Origin of the sequence: Pseudomonas sp. S37, assembly GCF_016658545.1 — a bacterium.
In the GTDB taxonomy this organism is placed as follows: Bacteria; Pseudomonadota; Gammaproteobacteria; order Pseudomonadales; family Pseudomonadaceae; genus Aquipseudomonas.
In genome coordinates, this window is record NZ_JACVZC010000037.1 from 1 (window position 1) to 25,352 (window position 25,352).

Annotated in this window: 11 protein-coding genes; 6 read left to right on the forward strand and 5 right to left on the reverse strand. The window is 62.0% G+C overall.

Annotation, left to right across the window (positions count from 1 at the left end; translation table 11 throughout):
* Positions 1–87 precede the first annotated feature (87 nt).
* Positions 88–2,166 (reverse strand): TonB-dependent receptor, encoded by a 2,079-nt coding sequence (locus IAE39_RS13905; RefSeq protein ID WP_201203290.1) that lies wholly within the window; start codon positions 2,164–2,166, stop codon positions 88–90.
* 472 nt (positions 2,167–2,638) lie between these two features.
* Here IAE39_RS13905 and IAE39_RS13910 point away from each other — a divergent pair, with 472 nt between their 5' ends.
* Complete coding sequence (locus tag IAE39_RS13910; RefSeq protein WP_201203291.1) at positions 2,639–3,958, forward strand: OprD family porin; 1,320 nt, start codon at positions 2,639–2,641, stop codon at positions 3,956–3,958.
* A gap of 142 nt (positions 3,959–4,100) precedes the next feature.
* Here IAE39_RS13910 and IAE39_RS13915 read toward each other — a convergent pair whose 3' ends face one another.
* The 3 genes from IAE39_RS13915 to IAE39_RS13925 form a co-directional block, all read right to left on the reverse strand.
* Positions 4,101–5,765, reverse strand: a complete 1,665-nt coding sequence (locus tag IAE39_RS13915) for an FMN-binding glutamate synthase family protein (protein ID WP_201203292.1) — start codon at positions 5,763–5,765, stop codon at positions 4,101–4,103.
* Positions 5,766–6,055: 290 nt separating this feature from the next.
* Positions 6,056–7,423, reverse strand: a complete 1,368-nt coding sequence (locus IAE39_RS13920) for an ATP-binding protein (protein ID WP_201203359.1) — start codon at positions 7,421–7,423, stop codon at positions 6,056–6,058.
* A gap of 1 nt (position 7,424) precedes the next feature.
* Positions 7,425–8,147, reverse strand: a complete 723-nt coding sequence (locus IAE39_RS13925; protein ID WP_201203293.1) for a response regulator — start codon at positions 8,145–8,147, stop codon at positions 7,425–7,427.
* A 140-nt stretch (positions 8,148–8,287) separates the two neighbouring features.
* On the opposite strand from IAE39_RS13925, the gene IAE39_RS13930 reads away from it, so the two are divergent.
* From IAE39_RS13930 to IAE39_RS13950, 5 genes are all read left to right on the forward strand, one after another.
* Positions 8,288–10,585, forward strand: coding sequence for a TonB-dependent siderophore receptor (locus tag IAE39_RS13930; protein WP_201203294.1), 2,298 nt, complete (start codon positions 8,288–8,290; stop codon positions 10,583–10,585).
* 446 nt (positions 10,586–11,031) lie between these two features.
* Positions 11,032–12,717, forward strand: a complete 1,686-nt coding sequence (locus tag IAE39_RS13935; RefSeq protein ID WP_236548566.1) for a ShlB/FhaC/HecB family hemolysin secretion/activation protein — start codon at positions 11,032–11,034, stop codon at positions 12,715–12,717.
* Between the two features lie 24 nt (positions 12,718–12,741).
* Positions 12,742–21,606 (forward strand): two-partner secretion domain-containing protein, encoded by an 8,865-nt coding sequence (locus tag IAE39_RS13940; protein ID WP_201203296.1) that lies wholly within the window; start codon positions 12,742–12,744, stop codon positions 21,604–21,606.
* A 2-nt stretch (positions 21,607–21,608) separates the two neighbouring features.
* Positions 21,609–21,998 (forward strand): SMI1/KNR4 family protein, encoded by a 390-nt coding sequence (locus IAE39_RS13945; RefSeq protein ID WP_201203298.1) that lies wholly within the window; start codon positions 21,609–21,611, stop codon positions 21,996–21,998.
* Between the two features lie 198 nt (positions 21,999–22,196).
* Complete coding sequence (locus IAE39_RS13950; protein ID WP_201203300.1) at positions 22,197–22,646, forward strand: hypothetical protein; 450 nt, start codon at positions 22,197–22,199, stop codon at positions 22,644–22,646.
* 186 nt (positions 22,647–22,832) lie between these two features.
* Here IAE39_RS13950 and IAE39_RS13955 read toward each other — a convergent pair whose 3' ends face one another.
* Complete coding sequence (locus IAE39_RS13955) at positions 22,833–25,352, reverse strand: TonB-dependent siderophore receptor (RefSeq protein WP_201203302.1); 2,520 nt, start codon at positions 25,350–25,352, stop codon at positions 22,833–22,835.

A 25,352-nucleotide genomic window follows, 5' to 3' on the forward strand; every position in this document is an offset into this window, starting at 1 on the left:
TTATGTTCAAAAGCAATTAGACAGTGTGGGCGAGTCCATACATAGGAGCGGCTTCAGCCGCGAAGAGGCCGGCCCAGGCAACAAAGATCAGAAGCTGTAACTACCCGTCACCACCAGGCTACGCGGGTCGCCGACCTGGATCTGCGCCGCACTGGTCGCCGAGCTGTAGTAGGTCTTGTCGGCAATGTTGCTCAGCGCCGCCCGCACATCCCAGTCATGGGTGCGATACCCCGCCAGCGCATCCCAACGGCCATACCCCGGCAGTACCGTGGTGTTCTGGTTGTCCGCATAACGCTCACCCACCAGTGTCAGCCCGGTTTCGGCATACCAGCCCAGCTCCGGCTTCCAGGTCACGAACAGGCTGGCGTTGCGTTTGGCCACGTCATTGATGCGGTTGCCTTCCTGGCCGTTGTTGTCCTTGACGATAGTGGCGTCCTGCAGGCCGATGCCGCCGCGGACATACCAGTTGCCAACGATGTTGCCGGTAGCCGTCAGCTCGATGCCGCGCGAACGCTGCAAGCCGCTGAGCAAGATGTTTTCCGGGATCACCGGATCGCGGGTACGGCGGTTGTACAACTCCAGCTCGTAGATGGCCAGGGTGGTGGTCAGGCGCTGGTCGAGCCAGTCGCTTTTCACGCCGATTTCTTTCTGCCGTGTTTCTTCCGGCTTGGTTTCGTTAGCGTTGCTTGTTGTCCCAGGGGTGATGCCGATCAGGCCGCCGCCCACCGGCGAGAACGTCTTGCTCCACGAGGCATAGAACGAATGGTCGCGCCACGGTGTGTAGACCACGCCCAGGCGCGGGCTGGTGCTATTGCTGTCCTGCTTCTCGGACAGGTTGCGCAAGTTGTTGGTGGTTTCCACTTCGAACTGGTCGAAGCGCACGCCGGCAAGGATCTGCCACTGATCGTTCAGGCGAATCTGGTCTTGCAGGTACAGGCCACGGCTGTCGACCACGGTGTGGTTGTCACTGAACAGTGCCGGTGTACCGGGGTGTTGCTGGTCGCGACCGGGTCTGCCCAGGCCTGACAGCCGCTGCTCTGGCGCCCGGTACAACACCGGGTCACGTTTTTGGTTGCCGAGCTCCAGGCCCAGTAACAGCTTGTGCTCAAGGCCCAAGGTGTCGAAGTCACCCTCGGCCTCCAGGTTGTTGAACAGGTTGCGGGTGTTCAGGTCTTGCTGCCAGCGCTGGCGGGTCAGGATATTCGTGTCGGCGTTGTAGCCCACGACATAGGTGTTGTCGAACTCGCTGTCGAGCTTGAACAGGCCCAAGGTATGGCGCAGCTGCCAGGTTTCGTTCAGCTGGTAGTTCAGGCGTGAGCGCAGCGACTGGGCGCGGTCGTCAATGTAGTCGCGCTGGTCGCCATAGGTGGTGCTGCGGCTGACGTCGGCCGGGCGGCCGTTGGCCCCGGGGATGCCGCGGTCCGGGGTGCGGTTGTAGCGGCTGTATTCGTATTGCACCAGCCAGTTCAGGTCGGGGTTGATCTGCCAGCTGACCGAAGGGGCGAACAACTGGCGGCTACCGTCGATGCCGTCGCGGAAGCTGTTGTTGTCCTGGTTGCCCATGTTCAGGCGCAGGCTGACCGTGTCGCTGGGGTCGGCGCTGAGGTCGGCATACAGGCTGCGCAGGTCTTCGCTGCCAGCCTGTGCCTCGATACTTGACCGGCGGCCCTGCTCCGGTGCCTTGCTGACCCGGTTGACGATACCGCCCTGGCTGCCGCGGCCATACAGCACGGCAGCCGGCCCCTTCAGCACCTCGACGCGCTCGATGTTGTGCAGGTCGCGAATGTACTGGCTGTCGTCGCGAATGCCGTCCAGGTAGAAGTCGTTGCTGGCCTCGAAGCCGCGAATGCGCACGCTGTCGAAGCGGGTATCGGCGCCGCTGCTGACGTTGGGGATGCCCTCCAGCGCCTTGCCCAAGGTGTTGCTGCCGTAATCCAGCACATTAACGGTCTTCACCGTGTCGATGGCCTGCGGTACGTAACGTACCGGCGTCGAGGTGCGGGTTGCGGTGTTCACTTCCTTGACCCGTGGGTTGTCTTTTTCGCGCTCGCTGTCGGCGGTGATCGACTGCTCTGGCAGGGTAGTGGTGGCGGCACTGGCCAGGCCTGCGCTGAACAGCAGCGACAGGCCAAGTGTAAGGGGTGAAAGGCGGCAGGGTACAAGCATGGGCACATCCGGACCGGGCAGGTGAAAAGAGGTGCGAATGGTAATGCTTGCTATTTGCTCTTGCTTGGCTATTTGTAAAGGGTTGTCTTTACATATGTATCACTTTGTAACTACGCCTTCTGTATAGTGCGGCCTTCAGGGGAATTGTCGGATTGGTCAAGATGACATATCTGACAAAAGTCAAATTACCCGCCTATAGCGCAGAGATGCGTCGAAATGCCCCGGCTCACGGGATAATTTTGGTTATATCAACCTGCATTTCACGACTTTTTGACATTTGTAATCGCACACGGCTAGGATTCGGCCAACGCCTGCTGGCCAATAACCTTTGGCCATGCTGCTGCCAGAGGCCGCCGTGTAGTTACCGGCAGGCCTTCAAGTCTGGATCCGCATAGCGTCGAACCTACGAAGGGGCGTTGGTTCCTGGCGTCATATTGCAGAGCGTTTTTGATTAAGAAATAAGGAAAACAACATGTTGAAAACCAGGATCAGCCTGGTCGCCCTGGCGATGATCGCCGCGACCCAGGCACAGGCCAATGACCAGGCCGAAAGCAAGGGCTTCATCGAGGACAGCCACGCCAACGTCCTTCTGCGCAACGCCTACATCAACCGTGACAAGAAGCACGGCACCGACGACCAGATCGAATGGGGCCAGGCTTTCATCGGCAACTTCTCCTCTGGCTTCACCCAGGGCACCGTCGGCGTCGGTGTCGACGCATTCGGCCTGTACGCCGTGCGCCTTGATGGCGGCAAAGGCCACAACGGTGGCGCGGGCGTCGACTTCTTCAAGCCGCACGAAACCACCAATGCCGACGGCAACGCCAGCTCGCCGCACAACCTGGCCCGTGCCGGCGCCGCCGTGAAGTTCCGCATCTCCAACACTGTGCTCAAGTACGGTGACCAGATGCCGGCACTGCCAGTGCTGCAGTACGATGACGCGCGTCTGCTGCCAGAAAGCTTCACCGGTACCCTGATCACCTCGAAAGAAATCCAGGGCCTGGAACTGAACGCCGGCCGCTTCACCCAGGAAGCGCGCAAGAGCGCCGAGCGCCGTGACGGCGGTGGCCTGAAGTCGATCAACGTGCTCGGCGGTAGCTACAAGTTCACCGACAACTTCACCGGTTCGTTGTACACCGCAGACAACGAAGACGTGATGCGCAAGCACTACCTGGGCTTGAACTACGTCTTCCCGATTGCCAGCGACCAGTCCCTGACCCTGGACTTCAACGGCTACAAGTCGGACATCAACAACAAGTACGTCAAGGCTGCAGGCCTGAACGGCGACTCCAACACCATCTGGAGCCTGGCGGCTACCTATGCGTACGGTGCGCACTCGTTCACCCTCGCTCACCAGCGCAGCACCGGCAGCACCGGCTACAACTACGGCTGGTACCAGAACCAGGGTGGCGTGGGTGACGGTGGTTCGACCATCTACCTGGCCAACTCGTACTGGTCCGACTTCAACGCTGAAGACGAGCGCTCCTGGCAGCTGGGCTACGGCCTGGACTTCGGTGCCTACGGCATCCCTGGCCTGACCTACAAGCTGGCCTACGTGGTGGGTGACAACATCAACACCCGCAACAACGCCAACCCGCAGGGCTTCGGCGAAGGTAAAGAGCGCGAGATCTTCAACCAGGTGCGTTACGTGGTGCAGGACGGCCCGGCCAAGGACCTGTCGATCAAGCTGCGTAGCTCGTTCGTGCGTACCAACAACGCCGTGCAGCAGAACGGTTACAACGACGACGGCAACGAAGTCCGCGTATTCGTCGAGTACCCGATCAGCATCTTCTGATTCTGATCTGATGGTCTAGGGGGCTGCTTTGCAGCCCATCCGACCGGTCCGGCGTCCCGGCAAGGCCGCTCCTACAAGAGAGTGCAATCCCCTGTAGGAGCGGCCTTGTGTCGCGAAAGGGCCGCAACGCGGTCCCTTGCCTTTACGCCGGCTCCACTTCCCTACGCCGCACCTCTGCAACCTTCACCTCTTCCTCGCCAGTCTCCGGCGCAAAGCTGTCACTACGCGCCATCCGCCACATCCGCGCATAAAACTCGCTTTCGATCGAGCCACTGAGCAATTCGCCCGGCTTGAGGAACGTGTGCAAGTCCGAAAACAAGCCGATCTCGCTGGGGCTGATACGCCTTGCCAGGTGCTTGGGCTTGAGCTCCGACGGGTGCTCCAGGCCTGCGGCGGCCAGCATCTCGGCCAGTGCATGCAACGTATTGCGGTGGAAGCTGGCAACCCGTTCTGCCTTGTCTGGCACCACCAGCGCCCGCTGGCGCAATGGGTCTTGCGTGGCCACGCCGGTCGGGCACTTGTTGGTGTGGCAGCTCTGCGACTGAATGCAGCCAATGGCGAACATGAAGCCGCGCGCCGAATTGACCCAGTCCGCGCCGATGGCCAACACGCTGGCAATGTCGAAGGCACTGACAATCTTGCCCGCCGCGCCAATGCGAATGCTCGAGCGCAGGTTCAGGCCGACCAAGGTGTTGTGCACGAACATCAGGCCTTCGCGCATCGGTACGCCCATGTTGTCGCTGAACTCGCGCGGCGCTGCGCCGGTGCCGCCTTCCTTGCCGTCGACCACGATGAAGTCCGGGGTAATGCCGGTGGCCAGCATGGCCTTGGCGATGCCCATGAACTCCCACGGGTGACCCAGGCAGAACTTGAAACCCACCGGCTTGCCGCCCGACAGCTCGCGCAGGCTGGCAACGAACTGCAGCAATTCGGCCGGCGTGCGGAAGGCACTGTGCGCGGCCGGTGAGATGCAGTCCTCACCCACGCGCACGCCGCGGGTCTGGGCAATTTCGGGGCTGACCTTATGCCCCGGCAGGATGCCGCCGTGGCCCGGTTTCGCGCCCTGGCTGAGTTTGATCTCGATCATCTTCACCTGCGGCGAGCGTGCCTGCTCGGCAAAGCGCCGGGGATCGAAGCGGCCGTCCTCGGTGCGGCACCCGAAGTAGCCACTGCCGATTTCCCAGATCAGGTCGCCGCCGTGTTCGCGGTGGTACGGGCTGATGCTGCCTTCACCGGTGTCATGGGCAAAGCGGCCCATGCGGGCGCCGCGGTTGAGGGCGGCGATGGCGTTGGCGCTGAGGGCGCCGAAGCTCATGGCAGAGATGTTGAAGATCGAGGCCGAGTAGGGCAGGCGGCATTGCGGCCCGCCGATGGCGATACGGAACGAGGCAGGGTCTGGCGTGGCCACCGGCAGCATGGAGTGGCTGATGAACTCGAAGCCGGGCTTGTAGGCGTCGTTGAGCGTGCCGAAGGCTTTCTCGGCGCTTTCGTTCTTGGCACGGGCGTAGACCAGCGAGCGTTGCGAGCGAGAGAACGGCAGCTTGTCGTCGTCGCCTTCGATCAGGTACTGGCGTATTTCCGGGCGGATGGTTTCGATCAGGTAGCGGATGTTGCCCAGGATCGGATAGTTGCGCCGCACCGCATGGTGGCTTTGCCGCAGGTCATTGAGGCCAACCAGGCTGAGCAATGCGCTGATCAGCGTCAGCGGCCACAGCCAGGCATGCTGGGGCAACAATGGCAGGCTGGCGAAAGTGAATACGAGGCAGAAAAAGAGGCAGGCATAGCGGCTGGGTAGAGAGTGTTTCATGGGTCCATCGCAGGCAGGATGACCGGGCATAGGATAGGCAAAGGCGGGGAGGGGAAAACCTGGGTAATCGGTAAAAGACTGTTACCTGAATAAGAGGGGCAAGCAAATACCTTCGATTAGAGTTTGAAATCGAAGCCTGCGCGGTATCTGTGGGAGCGGGTTCACCCGCGAAGCAGGTGGTGCGGTGGATGGCACCGGCTTTGCCGGTGTTCGCGGCTGAAGCCGCTCCCACAAAGATCGCGCAGGCCTACAGATGTTGGTCGAGACAAAAGGCCGCGTTCGCTGGTAAGTCAGCGAGGCAGCAACACGCTAACCCGCAACCCACCGCCCTCGCGGTTCGTCAGCATCAGCTCCCCGCCATGGCTGGTGGCGATCCTCTGTGCAATGCTCAACCCCAGCCCATACCCGCCGGACGCCTGGTTGCGCGACCCTTCACCGCGCACGAACGGGTCGGTGATGGTTGCAAGCAAACCCGGCGCAATCCCCGGCCCGCGGTCATCGATATGGATGAACACCCCCGTGGTCGCTTGCTCCAGCGTGACCGAAACATCCTTGGCATAGCGCAGCGCATTGACCAGCAAATTCTGCAGGCAGCGCTGCAACAGCAACGCATCGACGCGCAAGCTGCCCGCCTGGCCGCGCACCGGCAAGGGCTCTTCGGCAGTGGCCAGGTCCGCACACTGGCGTGCGACCAGCCGGTCCAGGTCAACCTGCTGCAAGTTCTGCTGTTCCCCTGCACGCAGGTAGTCGAGCACCTGGCCGATCATGTCATCCATCTGCGTGATGTTCTGCCGCAGCCGCTGGCGGTGCTCGTCGTCAGGCAGGCGCTCCAGGCGCAGGCGCATGCGGGTCAACGGTGTGCGCAGGTCGTGGGACACGGCAGCGAGGAAATAGGCCTTGTCATTGACCATGGCAATCAGCCGCTGCTGCATGGCGTTGAATGCCTGGGCTGCCTGGCGCACCTCCTCCGGGCCATCCAGCGCCAGCGGCGGCTGCTCAAGGTTGCCGCCCAGGCCGCGTGCCGCATCGGCCAGGCGCCGCAACGGGCGCAGGCACAGGCGCACGGCAATCAGGCACACCAGCAGTACCGCGACAATGCGCAGGGCATACACCCGCACCAGGTAATCACTGATCAGCACCCAGGCCGACTCACCGCTCCAGCCTTGCAGCTCCTGGCCATCGATGGTCAGCCAGTGGCCATCGGCCAACGGCACCGCGAACTGAATATGCGCCTGTGCCGTGCGCAGGCCGAACAGGCTGCGCCAGACCATGGGCTGGCCCAGTTCATCGGTCAGTTGCACCTTCATCAGGCGTACCTCCTGGGCATGCCCCAGCTCGTACTTGAGGGCCTGCTGCAACAGCAATTCGACGCGCCTGCGACCACGACGCTCGTCGTGCTCCGGCGTGGGCAGGCTTTCGGCGCAGCGCAGTTGATAGTGGGCTGGCACCTGCAACGTTCCGCCGTGGCAGTCGGCCTGGGCAATCAAAGGTGCACTGCGCGCTGCGATCAGCCGCACCGGGGCTTCGAGCACCTGGGCGAAGCGCACATCGAACCAGATGCTGCTCGACATCAACTGGATCACCAGCGTGCCGCTGACCATGATCAACAGCAACTGGCCAAACAAGGTGCGCGGCCACAGCCGGCGAAGCCAGCGCATCTCAGGCATCGGCCTCGTGGTGGGCGATGGTCAGCAGGTAGCCTTCGTTGCGGATGGTGAGGATTTGCGCGGCCCCTGCGGGTGCGCGGCGCAGGTGCTGGCGCAGGCGGCTGACGCACATGTCCACCGAGCGGTCATCGGGCAGGTGGTCGCGGCCGAACGCACTGCGCGTCAGCTGGTCGCGGGAGACCACACGGTTGTTGGCTTCCAGCAACTCGCGCAGCACCCGGTAATCGGAGCGCGGCAGGGTCAGGGTCTCGCCATCGGGGCGGGTGAGCAGGCGCTTGATGTGTTCCAGGCGAAAGCCGGCGAACAGCTGGGCATCGACTACCACGGGTTCTTCTGCGGGGGTATCCAGGCGCTGCGGGCGGCGCAGCACGGCCTTGATCCGGGCGATCAGCTCGCGTGGCTCGAAGGGCTTGGCCAGGTAGTCATCGGCACCCACCTCCAGGCCGATGATGCGGTCCAGCGTACTGCCCTTGGCCGACAACATGATCACCGCCAGCCCGGGTGTGGCCTGCAAATGGCGACACAGGCTCAGGCCGTCCTCGCCAGGCAACATCAGGTCGAGCACCACCAGCTCCACCTTGTGCCGGGCCAGCTGCTCACGCATCTGTTCGCCGTCGGCCGCGGCCAATACGTTGTAGCCGGCATCTGCCAGGTAATCACAAAGAAGTTCGCGGATCTCGTCGTCATCGTCGACGACCAGCAGGGTCGTGCTCATGCGGAAAAACACCTGTGGGGTGAGGGCCGGTGGCGCTCATTACGTTCAATTACATCCCCGTACATGTCGGGTCTGGAGCCGGAAGGGCCGATGCCTAGAATCCTAACAAAAAATCAACTGCAAATACGAAGCCTTCCCAAATGAACTTCACCAGTACCTTGAACACCTCCACTGTTTTCACCCGAGGCGGCAGTCGCCTCAAGCCACTTGCCTTCTGCGTTGCGGTCGCCATCAGTGGCGGTGCCATGGCGGCAGACAGCAAGCCGCTGGAGCTGGATGCCACGCAGATCGAAGACAGCGCGCTGCTGTCTGCTGACGATACCGGCCAGATCGGCTACACCGTCGAAAGCACCCGCAGCTCCACCGGCCTGAAGCTGACCCCGCGGCAAACGCCGCAGTCAGTCACCACCATCACCCGCCAACAGATGGAAGACCGCGGCATCCATACCATCGAGCAGGCGCTGGAAACCACGCCGGGCGTAACCGCCAACAAGTCCGAGGTGGGTGGGCGTACCGACTACCGCGCCCGTGGCTACTCGATCAGCAACTGGAAGGTCGACGGCCTGCAGACTCAGGGCGGCTCCGACTTCAGCGGCAGCGGCAACGCGCTGAACATGGACCTGTACGAGCGCATCGACATCGTGCGTGGTGCCAACGGCCTGCTGGGTGGTACCGGCGACCCCTCGGCCACCGTCAACCTGATCCGCAAGGCCCCGACCAAAACCTTCGGCGGCAGCGCGTACGCCACCTACGGCAGCTGGGACAAACGCCGCCTGGGCGCTGACCTGAACCTACCGCTGTCCGAGGACGGCCGCCTGCGTTCGCGCTTCGTGATGACCCAGCAGGACGCCAACTCGTTCCGCGACAACCAGTCCGAGCGCTCCCGCGCCGCGCTGGCCAACTTCGCGTTCGACCTGGACGACGCCACCACCCTGGGCGCCGGCTACCAGTACGAGTACAACAAAGTGGTCGGCGGCGGCTGGGGTGCGAACATCCCGCTGTGGTACCGCGACGGCAGCAAGACCGACCTGCCACGCAGCACCAACGTGGTGCCAAGCTGGAGCTTTGGCGAGTACACCACCCGCACCGCATTCGGCTCGCTGGAGCACCGCTTCGACAATGACTGGACGCTGGACCTGAAAGCCTCCCAGGCCACCACCGAAGCCCTCAACCACCGTGGCCTGGCCAAGGTCAACTCGGCAGGGCGCGGTAGCTACGGCGGCTACTGGGACCAGGACGGCAGCGGCGCCGTGCTGAACGGCTTGCACAGCTCCAGCGACACCACCCAGCAATCGGCGCAGATCGACCTGTCCGGCCCGTTCCAGCTGTTCGGCCGCACCCACCAGGCCATGGTCGGCTACAACGACAGCCGTACCGTGGGCTGGTCGCCGCAATACACCTGCACCATGGTTGGCGACGGCATGGCCAGCGCACCGGCACTCGGTTGCCAGTTCCGCGCCAACAACGGCTTCCCGGTCAGCAACTGGCACAATGGCGTGGATGACGACTACGACATCATCGCCTCGCGTACCGGCCTGCACAGCAAGACCACCACCCGCCTGCAAGGCATGTACGCCGCCACCCGCCTGAGCATTACCGACCCGTTGTCGGTGATTGTTGGCGTGCGCACCAGCAACTACTCGTCGGTTACCCGCAGCGTGGCCGGTGAGCGCAGCAGCCAGGAAGAGAACGGCATCGTCACCCCGTACCTGGGCGCGGTGTACGACCTCAACGACAACTACTCGCTGTACGCCAGCTACACCGACATTTTCACCCCGCAAACGTCGGAAACCGTGAGCGGCAGCAAGGTCGAGCCGATTCGTGGGCAAAGCTACGAGACCGGGGTCAAGGGCGAGTGGTTCGACGGCCGCCTGAACGCCTCGGCGGCGTACTTCCGGACCAAGCAGGAAAACAAGGCCGTGCTCGATGGCGACCTGACCACGCCGACCGGGGCCAGCGCCTACAAAGCAGGCTCCGGCGTGGAAACCGACGGTATCGACCTGGAAGTCGCCGGCGCCTTGACCCCTAACTGGAACGTGTACGCTGGCTACACCTACCTGCACTTCCGCCGCATCGACAGCGACGGCCGCAGCGACCCGTCGCACCTGTTCAAGGCCTCGACCACCTACCGCCTGAGCGGCCCGCTCGACCGCCTGACCGTGGGTGCCGGCGTGACTGCACAGACCAACATCCGTGCCATTTCTAGCCCGGCCGGCCAGCCCACCAATGGCGTGAGCAACGGTGCCACCGACGTGAACTGGTCCGGTTATGCCATCTGGAATGCCATGGCCAAATACCAGGTAACCGATGACGTCAGCGTCACCCTTAACGCCAACAACCTGTTCGACAAGCACTACTACACCCAGTACGGGTTCTATGCCGGCGGCATCTATGGCGACCCGCGCAACCTGTCGCTGACGGTCAGCACCGCGTTCTGACCTGACACGGTGTAGGAGCGGCCTTGCGTCGCGATGGGCCGCGCAGCGGCCCCAGGATCTCGGCGCAAATGCAAAAAAGCAGGGGCCGTTCATACTGCGCTGTCACTGTGGGAGCGGGTTTACCCGCGAAGCAGGCAGCGCGGTGCATGGCACCGGCCCTGCCGGTGTTCGCGGCTAAAGCCGCTCCTACGAGGGCTCGCGCAAAGCGGCCCTTTTTTACTTGCCTGAATCCAGCATAACCCTCGTGCCTTCTGCAGGGCTGATTGAAATCAAGGTTCGCCGGTTTACCGCTCATCGCCTAAGCAAAACATCAAGGAATTCTTCGGTTTGCGGGTGGTCTGTGTCACGGCTGTTACACGTGATGTCACATGGCCCGTGCTGCCAGTGGCACTGACAGCCGCACCTCACCTGCTTCTAATGGAATGCTTATGTTTGCCTCTACAAGGATGTGGTTGGGTCTTTGTGCGCTCGTACTGGGCGCTGGCGCGTATTCGCCTGTTCATGCTGCGACGCCTGGCGAGCAGGACCTCATACGTGACCGGCAGAACCGCTTGCTCGAAGAGCAGCGCCGTCGTCTTGAAGAGCTCAAGGACCTGCCCGGCGAACGGGCTACGCCAGTGGCCCCCACCGCGCCCGCCGATACGCGCTGTTTCAACATCAGGCGCATTGAGCTCAAAGGAGCAGACGCGTTATCGGCTACAGAGCGTGACGCACTGATCACGCCCTTTCAGGGCAAGTGCCTGGGGGTAGCCCAGCTCAACCAGCTGCTCAAGGCCATCACCGACCATTACATCGGTAAGGGGCTGGTGACCACTCGCGCCTATCTGCCCCAACAGGATCTGTCCACAGGCGACCTGCAGGTGCTGGTCATCGAAGGCAAGCTGGAGAAACTGCGCAGTGACGCTGCCAGCGGCCTGTCGGCGCGTGAAATAGCCATGGCGTTTCCCGGCCGGCCAGGGCAATTGCTCGATCTGCGCGAGATCGAGCAGATGGTCGATCAGCTCAACCGCTTGCCGTCCAACCAGGCGCGGATGGAGCTGACCCCCGGCCAGGCCCTTGGTGGCAGTGATGTGCTGGTCAGGAACACCCCGCAGAAGCCCTGGCGCGCAAACCTCTCCAGAAACAACGACGGCCAGCGCAGTACCGGCGAGCAACAATGGAACGTAGGCCTGGACTGGGACTGCCCGCTGGGGCTGGCTGACCAGTTGAGCCTGCGCGGGGGCCATGATGCGGTCAGCGACCATCACCAGGGCTCACACAACGCGTTGTTGTCGTACAGCGTGCCGTGGGGTTGGTGGACGTTCAGCTACCTGTACAGCGAAACCGAATACCGCTCGCAGGCCGAGGCCGAAGGTTTCAGGTTCAAGCAAGACGGTGACAGCCAGACCCACCAGTTCCGTGCCGAGCGCGTGATCCACCGCGACGCTGTGAGCAAGACATCGCTCAATGCTGGCCTGGCGCACCTGCGCACGCAGAACTTCATCGAGGACAGCAAGCTGGCCCTGAGCAGCAACCGCATTACTGAAGCGCAATTCGGTATCAACCATGGTCGGCGGGTGGGGTCGGCATTCGTCAACATCGACTTGGGCATGCAGCAAGGCATTGGCTTGCTGGACGCCCAGGGTAGCCACCACCCGGGCCCGGGCGAACCTGAGGCACGCTATCGCAAGTACACCGGCACCATCAGCTACCTGTACCCCTTCCAGCTGTGGGGCGAAAACCTGGCCTTCACCAGCCTGGCCACCGGGCAGCGCAGCGAGGATGTGCTGTTCAGCCCGCAGCGCCTGAGCCTTGGGGGTTCGTCTTCGGTACGCGGTTACAAGGACCAGTTCCTGTCCGGTGACAGTGGCGGTTACTGGCGCAACGAAATCCGCCTGTCGCGTGCCGTGACCCTCGACTGGCTGCGCCCGGTGTTCAGCGAGTACGGCGCCGCTGCCGGCTATGACCAGGGCGTGATCAGCAACGATCGCTACAACGGTGCCAGCCATGGCCGGTTGTCCAGCCACTCGTTCGAGCTGTTTACCCGCGGCCAGCATGTTGCCGCGTCAGTCACCTTCGCCCATTCCCTGGAACGTCCCGACGTGATCGAGCGCGAAGCGCCAGTTTACTTCCGTATGGATTTTTTCCTTTAACTACGCTGTTCCGAGGTCGCTTACATGGACGTCAACCAATTGGACCTGTTGGCCCGTCAGCCGTCTGCTGCACTGGCCGAGCGCGCGAGTTTCCTGGGGATGCCCAAGCGCCTGCTGGCCCTGCTGCTGGCCAATGTGATGTTCTGGCAACCCATCTGGGCGCAGGCTGAGGGGATTGTCGCAAGCGGCACGACCAACACCGCTGTGGGCCAGGCTGGCAACGGTGTGCCGGTGATCAACATCGCAGCGCCCAACGGGGCGGGTTTGTCGCACAACCAGTACCAACAGTACAACGTCGACAGCAAGGGTGTGATTCTCAACAACTCGACGAGTGCCATACAAGCGACCCAGTTGGGCGGCAATATCCTCGGTAACAGCCAGCTGGGCGGGCGTGCCGCGAGTACCATTCTCAACGAAGTCACCGGTGCCAACCCCAGCCAGCTCAAGGGTTATACCGAAGTGGCCGGGCAGGCAGCGCGGGTCATCGTGGCCAACCCTTACGGCGTCACGTGTAACGGCTGCGGCTTCATCAATACCCCGCGCGTTACCCTCAGCACCGGCAAGCCGGTGCTGGATGCCAATGGCAAGCTTGAACACTTTGCCGTCGACGGCGGCAGCATCAACGTCGAAGGCCAAGGCCTGGATGCCAGCACCGTCGACCAGTTCGACCTGATTACCCGCTCGGCGAAGATCAACGCCGATATTCACGCCAAACAGCTCAATGTCATCGCCGGTGCCAATGACGTCAACGCCGACACGTTGGCCACCAGCGCCCGTGACGGTAATGCCGCCGACAAACCACAGCTGGCCATCGACTCGTCGGCGCTGGGCGGGATGTACGCCAACGCGATCAAACTGGTGGGTACAGAGCAAGGTGTCGGGGTAAAGACTGCCGGCAACATGGCAGCCAGCGGCGGCGATATACAGATTGATGCCAACGGCCACCTGAACATGGCCCAGGCTTCGGCGCAGGGGGCCTTGAATGTAAACGCGCCAAGCGTCGAAATGACCGGCAAGGTGTACGCCGGCAAGGCAACGGTGCACACCCCTGGCACGCTGAGCAACCAGCAGAGCCTGGCTGTGCGCGAGCGGGTCGAGATCAATGCTGGCAAGGTCGTCAACGCAAGCACCCTCGCTGCGGGTATCGAAACCGACAACAGCCGCAACCTGACCGGCGACGTCACCATCAGCGCGCCGCAAGTCGCCAACAGCGGCTACATCGAAGCCAGCCGGGCGATAAACATCAACGCGGCCAAAACCCTCGACAACCAGGGCGTGGTGCAAGGCGCTGAGGTCAGCTTGGCCAGTGGGCAAGTGACCAACCGCGGGGCGGCAGCACGCCTGGTTGGCGAACAGGCGTTGTTCGTTGCCAGCCCGGCGATCGTCAACCTCGCCGGCGTGATCCGCTTTGGCACGGGGCAGGCGGTCAGCCTGCAACTGGCCAGCCTGGATAACCGCGAGGGGTTGATTCAGGTTGCGGGTGGCAGCCTGGCAATAGAAGCTGGCACGCTGGATAACGGCTCTGGCCAGATCGACGCCAATAGCCTTGCCATTAACGCTGACACGATCAGCAACCGCTCGGGGCTGCTGTCTGCCCGTGCTGCTGATGCGCAAATAACGGCGCGCCATGCACTGGACAACACCAGCGGCACCGTGCAGGCGCAGAACAAACTGTCGGTCGAAGGCGCTGACATCAGCAACCAGAGTGGCCGGCTGCTGGCGGTTGCCGGCAACCTTGAACTCGACACCACGGGCCTCGATAACCGCAACGGCAGTGTGCTGGGGGCGAACGTCAAGCTGACCGCCGCGGGCGCACGGGTCGACAACCGGGGCGGGACGATCGTCGGTGACCGGCTGGACGTGAGTGCCGGCATGCTGGACAACCGCAACCAGGGCTTGCTGGCGGCAGGCGCGCAAGGGCTGGCGCTGCGCTTCGGCCCTTCCGCGACCCAGGCACAACTGCTCAATAGTACCGGGCAGGTTCAAAGCGACGGCGCCTTGCTGCTGACTGGCGTTTGGCTGGACAACAGCGGCGGTACGCTGCTTGGCCAGCAGGTGCGGGTGGATGCACGGCGCCTGGTCAACGATAGCAAGGGGGCGGTAGCCAGCAATGGCGGTGCCGTCACGCTGAATGTCACCGATGTGCTGAGCAATATGACGGGTGTCATCGATGCGGGCAGCCACGCGGTAACCCTCGGCGGTACTGCCGATGTCGACAACCGGGGCGGTAGCATCCGTGGCAATCAGCTTGGCCTGCAAGCCAACAGCTTGCGCAATGGTCAGCACGGCCAACTGGTCGCCGGCAGTGGCGGCCTGAGCTACACCGGCACGCGGCTGGACAACAGCGGCGGGACGCTACTGAGCAGCGGCCTGACGCGGCTTGACCTGGGCAACGGCACTGTCAGCAACGTCGGCGGCACCGTCCAGGGCGGCACGGTGCACATCACGGCCGGGTCGCTGGACAACAGCGCCGACGCCAGCAAGGCAGGTTCACTGTCCAGCCTGCTCGACAGCCTGACGCTGAACATCGACACGCTGACCAGCAACGCCGGCAAACTGTTCGCCAAAACCGCGTTGCTGTTCACCGGCAACACGCTTTCGAACACCGACGGCAGCGAATTGAGCGGCGACAGTGTGACGCTGGCCGCAGCCAACCTGATCAACCGTGGCGGCCTTATCGAGTCCAACACCACGCTGGACGTGCAAGGCGGGTCGCTGGACAACACCTCGGGTCGGCTGCGCGCCCTCGGCACTGGCTCCGCTACAAACAGCACCAGCACGTTCGGCCTGGCAGGCAGCCTGATCAACCAAAGCGGCCGTATCGAAATCGGCAGCACCGACTTCGTGCTCAAGGCCGATACGCTGAACAACCGTGCCGGCAGTATCGAACATGCCGGCAGCGGCCTGCTTACCCTGGATTTCAACCGCGTGAACGGGGCGGGCGGCAGCATCAGTGCGCTGGGCAATGGCGACTGGCATTTCGGCGCAGTCGACGGGCTGGGCGTTGTTCAGCTGAACAACGCCCTGACCTACACCAGTGACTCATTGGCGCTGCTGGCCGGGGATCGGCTGGCCAGCGGCAGTGGCCTTACCCTGAACCTGCGCAACCTCGACAACGGCGGCGATTTGCTCAGCGATGGTGACTTGGTCCTGAACCTGACCGGAGACTTGAACAACAGTGGTCGTCTCTGGGCGCAAAACCTGCTGGCCATCCAGGCCAGTAATGCCAGGCAGAACGGTGGGCAAATCGGTGCTGGCACTGATACACGTCTCGCCCTCTCCGGCACACTCGACAACCTCGGCTACCTGACCGCTCGCCAGAACCTGCGAATCGACGCCGCACAGATCGCCAACCGTGGCACCCTGGGTGCACAGGGCGATGTCAGCCTCAATGCCAGCCAGGCCGTCAGCAACGGCGCCGACGCGCTGTTGTTCAGTGGCGGCACCCTGGCCCTGCGCACCGCCAGCTTCGACAACCTGTACGGCGATGTCTACAGCCGCGGTGACCTGAGTGTCGCCAACCTGGATGGCAGCAGCGCGCAACGCTTCAGCAACCTGTCGGGCACGGTGGAAAGTGAGGGTGCGATCACGCTCAACGCCGTATTCGTGGAAAACGCCAAGGCTGAATTCGAACTGGGCCAGCGCATTGTCAATGGCAGCCTGAACTGGCAGTGCGGCCAGCATTGTGGCGGGCATGACTCGTTCAAGCGTGGCGTGATCAGCATTGACCAGACCCTTCTGGAGACGGCCACCCAGGATTCGCCATCGGCGCGTCTGGTCGCCGGCAAGGACCTGACCCTGCAGGCCGACCAGGTACAGAACCGCTACAGCCTGCTGGCTGCCAACGGCAACCTGAACATTACGGCCAACGACCTGCTCAACCAAGGTGCTTCCGAGCGCACCGGGCAGAACAGCATCAAGATCGGTACGCCTGCGCGTATCGCTACCGGTTACTGGGACCAGATGGAGTTCATCGACGTCCCGGCGTTCAACGCCGCCGTGGCTGCAGGCAACTTCGACCTGGCCCGCTTCGAATTGCTCAAGTCGCGCTCCGCCGACAGCCGCTTTGTCGAGCAAAGCAACTACACCGTCTGGACCGACAGCCCGCAGCCGAAGTATGCCGCGACGCTGCAGGCCGGCGGTGCGGTCAACCTGAACGTTGCGCGTACCGTTCAGAACGGCTCGTTGCACGCCAACAACACCGCCGAAATCCTTACCGGCAGCCTCGGTGAAGACCAGACCGGCATCAAGGTCGGCGGCATCGATATCACCCTCAACAAACAGGCCAGCGACGCCAGCCAGGCCGACGTAGCGGCGCTGCAGCCCGTTCAGCGGGTGGCTGCAGATGGCAGCGTGCAGGCAGGCTTCACCCCGGTGGACTACAGTGGCATCCCGTTTGTCGCCGTGGACCCGACCGCAGGCGCTACCTTCCAACTGCCCAAGGGCGATTACGGGCTGTTCATTCGCAACCCGGACCCCACCAGCAGCTACCTGATTGAAACCAACCCGAACCTGACCGACTTGTCGCAGTTCCTGGGTTCCGACTACATCCTCGACCGCCTCGACATCAACGCCGACAGCAATTGGCGCCGCCTGGGTGACGGCTTGTATGAGCAACGCCTGATCCGCGACGCCGTGCTGGCGCAGACCGGCCAGCGTTTCCTGGCCGATGGCCTGGCCAGCGACTACGACCAGTACCGCTACCTGATGGACAACGCGCTGGCGAGCAAGGACGCGCTCAACCTGAGCCTTGGCGTTACGCTGAATGCCGAGCAGGTCAGTGCCCTGACCCACGACATCGTGTGGATGGAAAACCGCGTGGTCGATGGCCAGAAGGTGCTGGTGCCAGTGCTTTACCTGGCCCAGGCCGATTCGCGCAGCGTGCGTGGCAACAGCCTGATCCAGGGCCGTGACCTGACGCTGATTGCGGGCGGCGACCTGGTAAACGTCGGCACCCTGCGTGCCAGCAACAACCTCAGCGTCAACAGTGGGGCAAGCATCTATCAGGGCGGCCTGGTGGATGCAGGCAACAATTTGCAGATGATCGCCCAGGACAGCATCCGCAACGCGATGGCCGGTGAGATCCGTGGCAGGCAGGTAAGCCTGGCTGCGGTAAAAGGCGACATCCTTAACGACCGTACCGCCATCCAGGTGCGCGACGGCGCAGGCATGCGCACCCTCACCGACACCGGCAGCAGCATCACGGCCCGCGAGAACCTTGCCATCAATGCCGGCCGCGACATTACCAGTTACGGGGCCATCAGCGCCGGTGGCGACCTGGCGCTGATGGCCGGCAACGACATCAACCTGCTGGCCAGGACCGACAGCAGCGAGCAGCACGAACTGTTCGACGGCGGGCACAAGTCGGTCATCACCACCCAGGTAAAAAACCTGGCAGCGACGGTAACCGCAGGTGGCAACCTGGCCCTGGATGCGGGGCGTGATATCAATGTTCTGGCCAGCCAGGCCAAGGCCGGCAACGACCTGAGCCTGGTCGCTGGCCAGGACATCAACGTCAGTTCGGCGGGCGATGTGTACAACGTCGCTACCCAAAGCAAGGATGGCAAAAAGCGCATCAGCGAAGCCAATGACCGCACCAACCAGCTCGCCAGCGAGCTGACTGCCGGCCATGACGTCACTGTGCAGGCCGGCCGCGACACCACCCTGGTGGCCAGCAAGATCACCGCCGGCAACGAAGCCTACCTGTACAGCGGCAACGCCCTCAGCCTGCTTGCTGCGCAAAACAGCACCCACACCCTTTACGACATGAAGGAAAAGGGCAACTTCGGCGCCAAGAAAGCCCAGCGCGACGAGGTTACCCAAACTACCCACATCGGCAGCGAGATCCGTACCACTGGCAACCTGACGCTGGTCAGCAACGGCGACCAGCTGTACCAGGTCGCCAAGCTGGACAGCGGCAATGACCTGACCCTTCAAAGCGGCGGCGCCATCGCCTTCGAGGGCGTGAAGGACCTGCACGACGAGAGCCATAGCAAAAGCAAGAGCAACATGGCCTGGTTCTCCATGAAGGGCAAAGGCAACACCGACGAAACCCTGCGCCAGAGCGAACTGCTTGCACAGGGGCAAACGGTGATCCAGGCGGTCGATGGCCTGAAGATCGACATCAGGCAGATCGACCAGCAGTCCGTCAGCCAGACCATCGACGCCATGGTCAAGGCTGAACCGCAACTGGCCTGGCTGAAACAGGCCGAGCAGCGGGGGGATGTGGACTGGCGGCAGGTGAAAGAGCTTCACGATTCCTACAAGTACAGCAACTCTGGCATGGGCCAGGCGGCGATGCTGGCGGTGATCATCATCATCACCGTAGTGACTGCAGGGGGTGCCAGTGCCCTGGCAGGTGGCGCCGCCGGCGCGACCGCGGGCTCGGGTACTGCCATGGCGGCAGCGACCACCACCCAGGCCCTGGCGGCAGGTGCCAGCTACACAGCTGCCGGCTGGGGCAACATGATGGCCACCGCAGCGTTGACCTCGATGGCCAGCACCGGGGCGGTCAGCGTCATCAACAACAAGGGCAACCTGGGCATTGCACTGAAGGACACCTTTGGCAGCGATAGCCTGAAAAACGCCAGCATCGGCGCCTTGACTGCAGGCCTGGTGAACTACGCCGACAGCACCTGGTTCCAGGGTGCCAGCCCGGCCAATGGCGGCGGTGCGCAAGTCACCACTGCCGGGCCGGTACAGAACCCGGGCTACAGCAAAGAGTGGCTGAGCTGGCAGAAGGCGCAGGATGCGGTGGCCCGCAGCACCACCCATGCCGTGATCAAAAGCGGCGTCTCCACTGCCATCAACGGTGGCAGCCTGAAAGATAACCTTGGGGCCGCGCTGGTGTCCGAAGGCTTTGACCTGGCAGCCGCTGTCGGCAACAAGAACCTTGGCGATTTTGCCGAATACATGGACCTGAGCCCAGGCTCGGCTGAAAAGGTCTTCCTGCATGCCATGCTCGGGGGCGCACTGTCGGCAGCGCGCGGTGGCGACTTCAAAACCGGTGCCATCGCCGCTGCTGCTGCAGAAGGGCTGACGGCCTCGGCCACCGACAACCTTGGCCGCTACCTGGATAGCCGCTTCATCACCGATGACCAGTTCCGGGTCGCCACGGCCCAGATCATTGGCATTGCCGGCGGTGCGCTGGTTGATGGCGACCCGGACGATGCCGCCTGGGTGGCGGGCAACGTCGAGCGCTACAATGAGCAACTGCACCCCACTGCGGTCGATCTGATCAAGAAGGCCGCGCCGCAATATGCGGCGGACACCTACATCTCTGAAGCAGAGGCCGAGAGGCGCCTGGCGCTGGGCGCGGTCTATTACACCGACGAGAAGTGGAACGCGGCGTTGACCGGGCAGGGTTACGCCCCGGACGACACGACACTTGCCTACCTGGGCGCTGCATTGGCACCCATCGCTGGCCATTACGCGCCGCAGAACACCTCCGATGTGCCGACTACCCAGGCGGACCGGGTGTACACCGGGCCTGAAACCGCCGAACTGCTCACCCGCTTTGGCGACACAAACCCGGCGAGCTACGCCGACACCTCGATCAACTCGATCAACTTCCAGGGCGCCTATACCGGTGATCTGACCTACGACTACTACCGCTTCTACGACAGGAATATCGCGGTTTCCTACGACTTGGGTAACACCGTAAGCGGTGGGCTATCCGGTACCGCTCAGGGCGTAGGCGCTGCCATTTCCGGTGTGGCAAGCTCCATCTGGTCGCTGCTGAGCAACCCTGTGCAAAGCAGCGAGCAACTGGTCACCGCTGGCATGTCGGTGACCAGGGATCCGCTCGCCGCCGCCTGGGACAGCCTGGCACCGGGCCAGGCGCAGGAAGCGCTGGCAACGGTCTACCAGATGCAGGGCGACAACGAGGCCGCTGCTGCTATCCGTAACCAGGCCAACACCGAGTTCGGGCTGAACTTCATCCCGGTCGAACGGGCGGCTGCGTTGGCTAGGCTTGGCACCGTGGCGAAGACTGCGGACGAGCTGTACATCGAACGCCTGCTCACTGAAAAAGGCCCTTGCTGCTTCGCCGCGGGTACCAAGGTTTCAACGCCCAACGGCGACCGCACCATCGAGTCGCTGAAGGTTGGTGACGTGGTCTGGAGCAAGCCCGAAAAAGGCGGCAAACCGTTCGCCGCGAAGATCCTGGCGACCCACCAGCGCAGCGACCAGCCGATCTACCGCCTGAAACTGAAGAACCTGCGCGCCGACGGCACCGCCAAGGGCGAGACCTTGCTGGTTACCCCAAGCCACCCGTTCTATGTGCCGGCCAAGCGCGACTTCGTTCCGGTGATCGATCTGCAGCCCGGCGATTTGCTGCAGTCGCTGGCGGACGGCGACTCCGAGGGTACTTCGTCGCAGGTGGAGTCGCTGCAGCTGTACCTGCCGGTGGGCAAGACGTATAACCTGACGGTGGATGTGGGCCACACGTTCTACGTGGGTGAGCTGAAGACGTGGGTGCACAACACTGGGCCTTGTGATTTGCCTGAGTGGCCTGCTGATGTAAAAGCAGGTGCCAACAGTGCTGAAACAGGTGGCACAGCACAGGTTGCTGTTGACTCGCCGCCAGGAAGCTTTTCGATTTCGGATTGGACAGGCTACCCAGCAGGTGTCCCTGCACCGGACGGGCCTTTCAGGTTACTGGAAGGCGCGGAGTACAATGCCGCCAGAGATGCCGCCAACAAGGCCAACCGCACTATTCGGCGTGAGCAGGGGTTAATAGGACAACCGGTAGACGTGCACGAAATCAACCCCGTGAAATTTGGTGGAAGCCCGACCGACGCTGGCAACAAACTCGTCCTGCCGCGCGACGTCCATCGAAAACAGGTGACGCCGTGGTGGAACCAATTGCAGAAAGATCTGGGGAATTAGCGATGGTATACGATCTGACAGAAGGACAGCTCAACGGACCCGCTGACAAAGCAACTGTTGATGGTTTGTCTACGAATTTGGGCGTCGCACTTCCCAAGGATTACGTTGAATTCCTCAAAGCCCACAACGGCGGCGAAGGTTTCATTGGTGATAACTACATTATCTTTTGGCAAGCCGAAGAGCTGGCCGACTTCAATCGCGAATACGAAGTCGCCACTTATGCCCCGGGCATTCTTCTGTTTGCGTCTGATGGTGGGGGGGAAGGGTTTGGTTTCGATACCGAAGATGCGGCCATGCCTATCGTACGTATTCCTTTCATAGGGATGGACCGAGATTATGCCACTCCGATCGCGCGCGATCTCCCCGACCTTTTTGCTCGGTTGGCAGATTAAATGGCTGACAGTCCTCGGTACTCGCGCCCCAAAGGCATGGAGCTGTTCGAAATCAAGCCCATTATTCTCGGGGGGGATCCAGTCAGTCCGGAGAACAAAGTCTGGTTGACCAGGCAGCAGCACTTTGAAGCTGTGCGTTACTGGAACCGGATCATTCGCGAACTGCGTAAATAACGCCCCGAAGAAAGGAACTGGGTAGTGCATGGCATACTGCTAGATCATGCGAAACAGAATTTTATTTTCTACGTGGCTCAGGGTCTGGATCAGTCAATCAGGTCTGATGTACACCAGCTTGTGAGTGAGCTTGCTGCGTCAAGGGTATGGAGCATTGCGCCGCCAACCCGGGTTGACGAGATAGATGAGAATGGCTTGGAGGTAGTAGGAGGGATGCTGGAGATTTACTCAGCTCTGCCACCGGAAAAACTGCCTCATGGTGTCGACTTCAAGAATCTGGAGGACGTGGAAGCGTTGATCGGTGCGGTAAGGGAATTATCTGGAAAAGGAGGTATTTCCTTTGAATTTCGACTGGGCGCTACTTATGTGGGCAGCATTGAAGATGGTGTCATTGATCGAGTTCTTCAGGAAGGCTTGCTTGTGCCGTGGAGGAATTGCCTCAGCGGGAAAAAGACAGGAATCAACCATAATTAGTCTTCCAGAATTGAATGAGTTGCTGTTGCTACACTGCTTGCATGCAATCGGTATTCAGTTGAGTTTTGACAAAAAGGCTTACGATTTGTCGCTTTCGGTTTCAGGCTCGCAACCCGCGCGATACCGGGTTTTCGGCTAACCAGCAGCTGGATTCGCTGCTGGTTGCATGCCCGGCCTTCGTTGCGGCTAGAATGTGCCCCTCAGGGTCAGCATGTAATTGCGTGGGTCACCATAGAAATTGCCGTTCGCTGCGCTTGATACGGTCTGGTAGTACTTCTTGTCGAACAGGTTGTTGGCGTTCAGCGACACGGTCCAGTGATCGTCCACGCGGTACTTCAGCAGTGCATTCCATACCGCATAGCCACTTTGCTTGTAGTCGAACGGGATTTTCTGCTGCACAACGTTGCCATTGCCATCCACCCGCACTGTTTCACCACTCACATACGTGGCGCTTTGCATATCAGCGCCACCGCCCACGGTCCAGTCCGAGAACTCCCCTGGTAACTGGTAAGTCGTCCATACCTTGAATTGATGCTTGGGCGTGATCGTGTTCAGCCCTTTGTTGGTGTTCTCGTTCTTGTTGTAGTTGTACACATAGCTGGTCATCAGGTTCCAGCCTTCAAGGATTTCGCCCGTGGCTTCAAGCTCGATGCCCTTGCTGATCACCTCACCCTGGTTCAACCAGCAGCAGCTGCCCCCATACAGTGTGTCTTTGGACTCGTAGGTGGTGTCGCGTATCGCGCCGTTCTTGCGCTTGGTGTAGAAAACGGCAAGGCTGGTATTCAGGCGGCCATCGAGCAGTTCACCCTTGATGCCCACTTCGGAGGTATGGCCGACCAGCGGCTCCAGCACCTGGTTACTGTTTTCCGGCCCGAACAGGTAGCTTTGCTGGGGCTTGAAGATTTTCGAATAGCTGCCATACAGCGACCATTGCTGATCAAGGTCGTAGATTGCGCCAAAGTAAGGCACGAAGCGCGTAGGCTCACGCATGTCGATGTTGCTTTGCACCACCCCAGCGTTGGTATAGATCTGCTGGAAGTGGTAACGGGCCGCCCGGCCACCCAGTATGACTTTCAGCGGGTCAGTCACTTGCAGGGTCAGGCGCCCGTACATCCCGTACTGTTCCTGCGTGTTGGGGCTGTAGTCACGCGGGGTCTCCAGCGAAATCGTGGTGGGCTTCCAGTACCCCGGGTCGTAGATGTCGATGGGCACGCCGGTGCCGGTGAACGCCCCCGCACCCTGCCAGCGGCTGGTGACACGCTGGTAGTCGCTACCCACCACAAACTGATGCTCGCGACCAAAGGCATCGAAACTGCCGGACAAGTTGCTGTCGATCAGATCCTGGCTGGTTGAGTAAACGTTATAGCTGGCACGCCACACAGGCCCGCTCATCGTCACTGGGTTGACGGCATTGCCCGACACTGCGGCCAGTGCCTTGCCCGCATCGCGGGTGTTGGTATACGAGACGTTCAGCTTCCAGTCGTTGTCGAAGTAATGGTCGACCTTGGTAAAGATCTCCTGAGAGATATTGTCCATGTACGACCAGTTCTGCCCAAAGTTGGTATGCCGTGGCAGCCCGATATCTGCACCGTTGCTGTAACGCGGCAGGCCCAGCGATGAGTTGGAGTGGGTGCTTTCGTACATGCCGCCCAGGGTGAAAATGGTCTGCGGCCCCAGGTCTACTTCGAATACCCCGTAGATTGTAGGTTTCTGAGTGGCCAGGCGGTCCGTGAAGTACTGGCGGTCGTTGTAGGCTGTCACCACGCGGCCACGTACGTTGCCACTTTCGGTCAGTGGGCCGGTCACGTCGATTTGCGAGCGATAATTGTCCCAGGAGCCGGCGGCGGCCTCGAACTTCAACTGAAAGTCTGACAGCGGGCGCTTGCGCACCAGGTTGATTACACCGCCCGGGTCGCCCACGCCGCCAAACAACGCCCCCGAACCACGCAATACCTCTACATGGTCGAATTCGACAAGGTTGTACAGCCGGCGCGAGTAGAAGCTGGTGGCCACCGACGACAACGCCATGGGCGCGGCGCCGTCGATCTGGATGCTGTCGATGTTGAAACCGCGCGAGTAGAACTCGTAGGTGTCGCTGGTGGTTTTCTGCACCGTCACCCCAGGGGCCATCTTCAGCGCATCCTGCAGGCTGGTAACGCTGCGGTCTTCGATAAGCTGGCTGGACAGCACCGACACCGACTGGGGCGTGTAGCGCAGGCTGGTCGGGGTCTTGGAACCCACGCTCACCGCCCCCGAGGTGTACGACCCGGTGTTCTCGGTCATCTCGCCCATGCCCTGGCCGCTGACCAGCGTGCTGCCCAGCTCCAGCGCCGTGCCACCGGTGGTGGTGGCTACCGGGTCCAGCATCCAGTTGCCGTTGGCCGCCTGGCTTGCCCCCAGGCCCGAGCCCAGCAGCAGCAGGTTCAGGCCCTGTTCCACGGTGTAACCGCCGTGCAGGGCGGTTGCATACTTGCCACGCACCAGCGCAGGGTCAAACGACAAATTGATCGAAGCCGCCTGTGCGAACGCATTAAGCGATTGCTCCAGCGTGCTTGCGGGCAGGTCGTAATGACGTACTGCGTTCTGTTCGGCGTGTACTGAGCAAATCGGCAACGCGACGCAGGTAGCGCCGGCAAGCAACGCGCCACGCAGCGCAATCGCAAGGCGGGTTTTGGGTACAGGGCGGGGTGAGAACGCAGATGACAT

What these genes read in the sequence shown, in the direction of transcription:
- IAE39_RS13905 (WP_201203290.1), bottom strand. Translation starts at nt 2,166, where the DNA reads ATGCTTGTACCCTGCCGCCTTTCACCCCTTACACTTGGCCTGTCGCTG.
- IAE39_RS13910 (WP_201203291.1), top strand. Translation starts at nt 2,639, where the DNA reads ATGTTGAAAACCAGGATCAGCCTGGTCGCCCTGGCGATGATCGCCGCG.
- IAE39_RS13915 (WP_201203292.1), bottom strand. Translation starts at nt 5,765, where the DNA reads ATGAAACACTCTCTACCCAGCCGCTATGCCTGCCTCTTTTTCTGCCTC.
- IAE39_RS13920 (WP_201203359.1), bottom strand. Translation starts at nt 7,423, where the DNA reads ATGCGCTGGCTTCGCCGGCTGTGGCCGCGCACCTTGTTTGGCCAGTTG.
- IAE39_RS13925 (WP_201203293.1), bottom strand. Translation starts at nt 8,147, where the DNA reads ATGAGCACGACCCTGCTGGTCGTCGACGATGACGACGAGATCCGCGAA.
- IAE39_RS13930 (WP_201203294.1), top strand. Translation starts at nt 8,288, where the DNA reads ATGAACTTCACCAGTACCTTGAACACCTCCACTGTTTTCACCCGAGGC.
- IAE39_RS13935 (WP_236548566.1), top strand. Translation starts at nt 11,032, where the DNA reads ATGTGGTTGGGTCTTTGTGCGCTCGTACTGGGCGCTGGCGCGTATTCG.
- IAE39_RS13940 (WP_201203296.1), top strand. Translation starts at nt 12,742, where the DNA reads ATGGACGTCAACCAATTGGACCTGTTGGCCCGTCAGCCGTCTGCTGCA.
- IAE39_RS13945 (WP_201203298.1), top strand. Translation starts at nt 21,609, where the DNA reads ATGGTATACGATCTGACAGAAGGACAGCTCAACGGACCCGCTGACAAA.
- IAE39_RS13955 (WP_201203302.1), bottom strand. Translation starts at nt 25,352, where the DNA reads ATGTCATCTGCGTTCTCACCCCGCCCTGTACCCAAAACCCGCCTTGCG.